Source organism: Cryobacterium sp., assembly GCF_025463825.1.
In the GTDB taxonomy this organism is placed as follows: domain Bacteria; phylum Actinomycetota; class Actinomycetes; order Actinomycetales; family Microbacteriaceae; genus Cryobacterium.
Genome location: NZ_JAODBG010000092.1, coordinates 1 through 6317, shown reverse-complemented (window position 1 = coordinate 6317; position 6317 = coordinate 1). Strand labels below are relative to the sequence as shown.

5 protein-coding genes are annotated in these 6317 nt (G+C 70.5%); 3 read left to right on the top strand and 2 right to left on the bottom strand.

Annotated elements, in window-relative coordinates; genetic code table 11:
- Positions 1–2188: EAL domain-containing protein (locus tag JWP54_RS11155; protein ID WP_297371854.1), on the bottom strand; the 2188-nt coding region annotated here is incomplete at its 3' end.
- An 85-nt stretch (positions 2189–2273) separates the two neighbouring features.
- Positions 2274–4433 carry a S9 family peptidase gene (locus tag JWP54_RS11150; RefSeq protein WP_297371851.1) on the bottom strand — a complete coding sequence of 720 codons (2160 nt, stop codon included), beginning with the start codon at positions 4431–4433 and terminating at the stop codon, positions 2274–2276.
- Between the two features lie 209 nt (positions 4434–4642).
- Here JWP54_RS11150 and JWP54_RS11145 point away from each other — a divergent pair, with 209 nt between their 5' ends.
- The 3 genes from JWP54_RS11145 to JWP54_RS11135 form a co-directional block, all read left to right on the top strand.
- A complete protein-coding gene (locus JWP54_RS11145) occupies positions 4643–5335 on the top strand; it encodes a hypothetical protein (RefSeq protein ID WP_297371848.1) in 693 nt (230 codons plus the stop codon).
- Positions 5336–5361: 26 nt separating this feature from the next.
- Positions 5362–5718: a hypothetical protein gene (locus JWP54_RS11140; RefSeq protein WP_297371844.1), complete on the top strand. Its 357-nt coding sequence runs from the start codon at positions 5362–5364 to the stop codon at positions 5716–5718.
- Between the two features lie 147 nt (positions 5719–5865).
- On the top strand, positions 5866–6317 hold a 452-nt coding region (locus JWP54_RS11135), incomplete at its 3' end, for a hypothetical protein (RefSeq protein ID WP_297371841.1).

Here is a 6317-nt window from a genome sequence, read left to right as displayed (position 1 = left end):
TCTCCACACCCTCCGCCACGATGCGCAGACCCATGCTGTGGCCCAGGTGGATGGAGGAGGCGACCAGGGCGGTTGCCCGCTCGTCGTCGAGCATCGGGATGATGAAGGACTGGTCCAGCTTGAGCTCATCGATGGGCAGGTCGCGCAGGTAGGCGAGCGAGCTGTAGCCGGTGCCGAAATCGTCCACGGCGATCATCACGCCGCCGGCGCGCAGCTGCCCCAGGACGGTGCGGGCCCGATCCCGGTCCACGAGCAGGAACTCTTCCGTCACCTCGAGCATCAGGGCGGAGCCCGGCAGGCCGCGTTCGGCGAGCATCGCGACGATGATCCCGGCCACCCGGAAGTCGGCCAGGGATCGCGACGACAGATTGACCGCGACGGTGAGCGGCAGACCCCGGGCGTGCCACAGGACGGCCTGGTCCATGGCGAGGGCGAGGACGGTGCTGGTGAGGGTGCGCATCAGGCCGCCCTGCTCGGCCACGTCCAGGAACTCGGCGGGATAGAGCAGGCCGCGGGTGGGGTGATTCCAGCGCACGAGCGCTTCCACACCGTGCACGGTGTTCGTGTGCAGGCTCACCTTGGGCTGGTAATGCAGCACCAGCTGGCCCTCATCCAGGGCGATCCGCAGGTCCTGCAGGGTGCGCAACCGGGACCCGTCGTGCGCGTCGTCGCCGGTCGAATAGATGTGCTGCCCCACCCGGGTGGTCTTCGCCACGTACATCGCGATGTCGGCCTGGCGCAGCAGGTCACCGAGCTCGGTGCCGTGATCGGGCGAGAGCGCGATGCCGATGCTCAGCTCCAGTTCGAGGCTGAGCCCGTCGACCACCAGGGGCCGGGCCGTTTCGGCTCTCAGCCGGCGGGCCATCGCCGAGGCCCGCTGGGCGTCGGCGTGGCGCAGGTGGACGGCGAATTCGTCGCCGCCGAGGCGGGCGAGCATGTCGCCGGAGCGCAGGGCGCCGGAGAGCCGCTCGCCGATCCGGGTCAGCAGGCGGTCGCCGGCTTCGTGGCCCAAGCTGTCGTTCACTTCCTTGAACCTGTCGAGGTCGAGCACCAGCAGCGCGCTGGGCCGGGCGTCGGCTTCCCGCAGCCGCGCCGTCACATCCGTCGCCAGCGCCCGGCGGTTGGGCAGGCCGGTGAGGTCGTCGGTGCGGGCCAGGGCGTGCAGCGTGCGCTGCCGGAAGAACAGCGGCACCGTGGCGAGGGCAAGGGTGAGGCCGGCGAGGCAGACGGCGAGCACCGATACGTGCAGCTGGCTCGCCAGGACCAGCACGGCCAGTCCCGCGATGGTCGCGGCGACAGGCACGGCGATGGCGATGTTCACAGTGGCCGAATCACCCGCCGACTGCGCCCGCGGCGGGTCCTGGTGCTGGCGTACCGAGATCAGTACCCAGCCGACGATCAACGCGAAGCCCACCGCCCAAGCGACGCTGACGACCGAACCGGGCGGCGAACCGTCCGGCTGCGGACGCACGGCCAGGACCAGGTCCGCGGCCACGTAGACCAACAGTCCGATCCACAGCAGCGTACCTCGGCGGCCCAGGACGACGACGGGGGTGGCGGCGATCGCCGCCAGGGCTCCCACGACCATCAGGTCGACCACGGGAAAGGCGATGGCGAGCACCGCCTGGACCGAGAAGGGCTGGCGCAGCGCCGTGTCGATGGGCGGGCTGAGCATGATGGCCAGCAGCGATGCCGCGCCGAGGCCGCCGACCGCGCTGCTGACCAGAACCGCCACGGGCTGGCCGCTCAGTGAGCGGACGGCTCGCACAGCCAGTGCCCCGATCATCAGAAGGTAGAACGCGAGGTAGCAGACGTCGGCGAGGGTCGGCAGCCAGCCGAGGCCCGTGGTGGTGAACAGCAGTCGGTTGACGGTGTCGCCGACGGCGAGGACCGCCACGGCCAGGGCCGCGCAGGTGATGTCGGGTCGGCTGCGGCGCACCCGCACCCAGGCCAGAGAGACCAGGAGCACAGCGGCCCAGTCGGCGAACAGGGCCAACCAGCGGTCAACCAGCAGGTTGGTTCCCTCGCCGTGGAAGAGCAGGCCGACCAGGTACGCGACGAGCACCGCCACGATGATCGTCACCAGGACCCGGTCGGTCCACACCTGCCGGCGAGATCGGTGCGGGGCGGCCGGTACCGGCACGGCGCCCGCAGGTACGGGGCCCGGCAGCGGGGCGATCGGAACCATGCCGTGCATGTTCCCCCGCCCCCTGGTGCGCGGCAGACCGCGATCGCGTCAGTTTAGTGGGTTCCGGGCCCCGGCAGGCGGCGGATCAAGCGCCGGTTGCGTCCTGAGCCTCCGCGCTGACCAGGTCGCCTTCGCCGGACGGATGCGCGCCGGCCGCGTCGATCAACCAGGCATAGTCGAATGCCCGCTCGCGCCAACCCGCGTAACGGCCCGAGACCCCGCCGTGGCCGGCCGACATCTCGGTCTTGAGCAGGGCATCCGCACCCACTTCGCGCAGTCGCGCGACCCACTTGGCCGGTTCGACGTAGAGCACCCGGGTGTCGTTCAGGCTGGTGACAGCGAGGATCTTCGGGTAGTGGGTGCGGTGCACGTTCTCCAGCGGCGAGTAGGACTTCATGTAGGCGTACACCTCGGCGTCGTGCAGCGGGTCGCCCCACTCGTCCCACTCGATCACGGTGAGCGGCAGGCTCGGGTCCAGGATGGAGGTGAGCGGGTCGACGAACGGCACACCGGCGAGGATCCCCGTGAACAGGGCGGGTGCCAGGTTGGCGACGGCGCCCATCAGAAGGCCGCCTGCGCTGCGGCCTTCCGCCACGAGCTTGTCGGGCGAGGTGTAGCCGCAGTCGATGAGGTGCTCGGCGCAGGCGATGAAGTCGGTGAACGAGTTGCGCTTCTGGTGGGTCTTGCCGTTCTCGTACCAGAGCCGGCCCAGCTCGCCGCCGCCGCGCACGTGTGCGACCGCGAAGACCATGCCCCGGTCGAGCAGGCTGAGCCGGGAGATGCTGAACGACGGGTCGATGCTGATCTCGTAGGAGCCGTAGCCGGACAGCAGCGTGGGCGCCGGGCGGTTGGGGGCGACGAGGTCTTTGCGGAACACGATCGAAATGGGAACCCGGGTGCCGTCGGCGGCCAGCGCCCATTCGCGGCGCTGTTCGAACAGCGTCGGGTCGTAGTGACCGAGCACCGGCTGCTGCTTGAGCAGGCGAAGCTCGCCGGTGGCGACGACGTAGTCGTAGACCGTCGAGGGGGTCACGAAGCTGGTGTAACCGAGGCGGATGGTGGGCTGGGTCCACTCAGGGTTGCCGCCGATGCCGACCGAGAAAAGCTCCTCCTCGAACGTGAGTTCGGTGAGCCCGCCGCCGCGCCTGGTGGCGTAGGCGACCCGGGTGAGGCCGTCCCGGCGGTACTCCACCACCACGAAGTCGCGGAACGCGTCGACGCTCTCCAGGCGGATCTTCTCGTTGTGCGGCAGCACCACCCGCTTCTCGCCCCGGGGGTCGTCCGCGGGAACGCTGACGAGCTCGAAGTTCACCGCGTGGTCGTTGTGCACGATCAGCAGGCGGTCCTCGCCGTCGATCACGGCATGCTCCACGTCGTATTCCACGTTGTCCTGCCGCGGCCAGACCACGGTGAACTCGCCGGTGGGGTCGGCGGCGTCGAGCAGGTGCGTCTCGCTGGTGACACTGGAGCCGGCTTCGATCAGCAGGTACCGGCTGCTGCGCGAGCGGCCGACGCCCACCCAGAAGCGCTCGTCGGGTTCGGTGAACACCGTGACGTCGCGCTCGACGGGGGAACCGACCTCGTGCCGCCAGACGGTGTCCGGACGCCAGGCGTCGTCGACGGTCGTGTAGAAGAGGTAGCGGCCGCTGGGGTCGAAGAGCGCGCCGGAGCTGGTGTTGGGGATCTCGTCGGCGAGGTTCTCGCCGGTGGCGATGGTGCGCACCCGCACCGTGTAGCGCTCGTCACCCTCGATGTCGACGGCATAGAGCAGCCGGGTGCCGTCGTCGCTCACGTCGAAGCTGCCCAGGGAGTAGAAGTCGTGCCCGTCGGCCTCGGCGTTGTCGTCGAGCAGCACCTGCTCGCCGGGCAGGCCGGTGGCGCCGGCATCCGCCGCGGCCGGCTCGATCACCGGGGGAGTCCAGTCGTCCGGCCCGGAAATGGGCGCGCGGCAGTGGATGCCGTACTCCTGGCCCTCGACCGAGCGGGTGTAGTGCCACCACTGGCCGCGGCGAACCGGAACGCTGAGGTCGGTCTCCTGGGTGCGGTCCTTGATTTCCTCGAAGATCTGCTCCTGCAGCAGCTCCAGATGGCTGGTGCGGGCATCCGTGTAGGCGTTTTCGGCTTCGAGGTGCGCGGTGACCTCGGGGGCATCCTTGTCGCGCATCCACTCGTAGTTGTCGACAAACACGTCATTGTGATGGATGCGCCGGGTGGGCTTCTGGGCGGCGACGGGAGGAAGGTTCATCTCTTCAGCGTAGCCATCCCATCCGACCCTTGCCCGGTGTTCCCGCGACGCGCCGGGAGCGCCCGGCGTTCCCGTTAGGGGGGTGCTCAGGATCATAGGCAGGGGGAGGGGGAGTCCTAGGGTGAGCAGAGGGGACAACGGCGAGAGGGGCACGGGGGATGCGCGCAGGCACACGAGGGCGCCGGGCGCCGGCGCGCACACTGGCGGCAGTGCTGCTGTCCCTGGTGCTGGTCGGATGCGCCGCGGATCCCGGTATGAAGGCGTTGCCGGTTGCGCCGCCGGACATCATGATCGGCGGCCTGGGCGACGAGGTCGTGCTCATCAACTGCGACATGTTCGTTCCGGTCGAGGCTGCCGCCGACGTGCTCGGGGTGCCCGGCGCCGAGTTGATGAGCCAGCAGTACCGGCCCGCCGTGACCACCGCGTATTCCGGGGTCGTCGCGGACACGATGGCGTCGCTGGCGGTGCGCTTCGCGGGCGGGCACCAGTGCCGCTACGTCCTGGCCGGCGCGGCGGACGGCGGCCCAGAGGTTCTCGTGACGGTGCTGCCGGGCGGAGCCGCCGAGTTCGGCCGGATCGAACCTGACGTGAAGGACGGCTTGGGCGACATGGTGCCCACCCAGCTCGGCGACCGGGCGTTTTCCGCCTGCCGCGACGGCGAATGGCAGGGCTGCCGCGCCGAGGTGCTCACCGGCACCACCTGGCTCTCCATCTCCGTGAGCACGCCCGACCTCGAGCCGGCGGTGTTCTCGGGATATGCCGCCGGTATCGTCGAATCCCTGGGCGCCCTGAAGTTCGACCAGCCGGCGCAGCCGGTCCGGCCGGAGTGCGACGCACTGGTGAGCCCGCACGACCTCAGCGGCCCCGGCCGCTTGTCGACGCGACCGGCGGCGACCTCCTGACCCTGGACGACCGGGCCTCGCAGCGGGTGGCGACCGAGGTTCGCGGCGGCCTGGTGGAGTGCGCCTGGTCCGGCACCGGTGCCGGCTTCAGCGGGGTGTCTCTCACGATTCTGCCCGGCGCGGTCGGCCAATTCGGCTACCTGCCGCCGGCCGGGCTGAACTCCACGATCGCGCTCGAACCGGTGGACCTCGCCGGCGAGGCGGGCGCCCATTGGCCGGACACCGGCATCGAAGCCCTGGCCGGTTGCGCCGAGGACCAGTGCCAGGTCACCCTGCTGGCGGACGGCGTGTGGCTCACCGTGACCACGACGGGCGCGGCCGGCCTGCCGGCAACAACGGGGCTGGCGACCGCGGCCTACGCCCGCTACGCGGCGGCCACCTGATCTCCGGCGCGGCAACTGGTACCGCTGCGGACAAGTGGTCCCGGCACACCGGACGCAGAAGTCCGATTCGGTAACAGTTGCGATATTGCCCTGTGGATAACGTGACGTTTCCTCACATATAGCCCTGATTCGTGGGAGAATGTGGGTATGGACGAAGATCTGGCAGGTGGTTCCACAGCAGCGACGGGAGGCTCTCCCGCCGCGCAGCCCTCGGCGGACTGGAACACCAGCCTGGCCGTCCCGGCTCCGGCGGGTGCGGCGCCGCTCGGCTCGAGCGTCAGCGGTACCGCTGGAGCCGGCTCCACCGCCCGCGCCGGCTCCACCGCCCACGCCGGCTCCGCCGCCCCGAACCCACCGACGACGCGCAGGAAGCCGCAACCCGAGTGGCGGGAGCCCGACGAGTTGCCCGCGGTGCAGCAGGCCCGCGCCGGAGCGTTCGGCGAGAAGCTCAGCGCCCTCTCCGACGCGGCCCGCGCCGTGCAGGCGGTGCTGGCGTCCATCGACGCCACCAGCCTCAGTGATGCCGAAGCTGTCTTGTTGACCCAAACCGTCGAGCAGCTCGGCCGCCCGGTCGACGCGGCCCGGGTCAGCACGGCCTC

Coding starts and splice junctions, on each gene's coding strand:
- JWP54_RS11150 (WP_297371851.1), bottom strand. CDS start 4,433: ATGAACCTTCCTCCCGTCGCCGCCCAGAAGCCCACCCGGCGCATCCAT.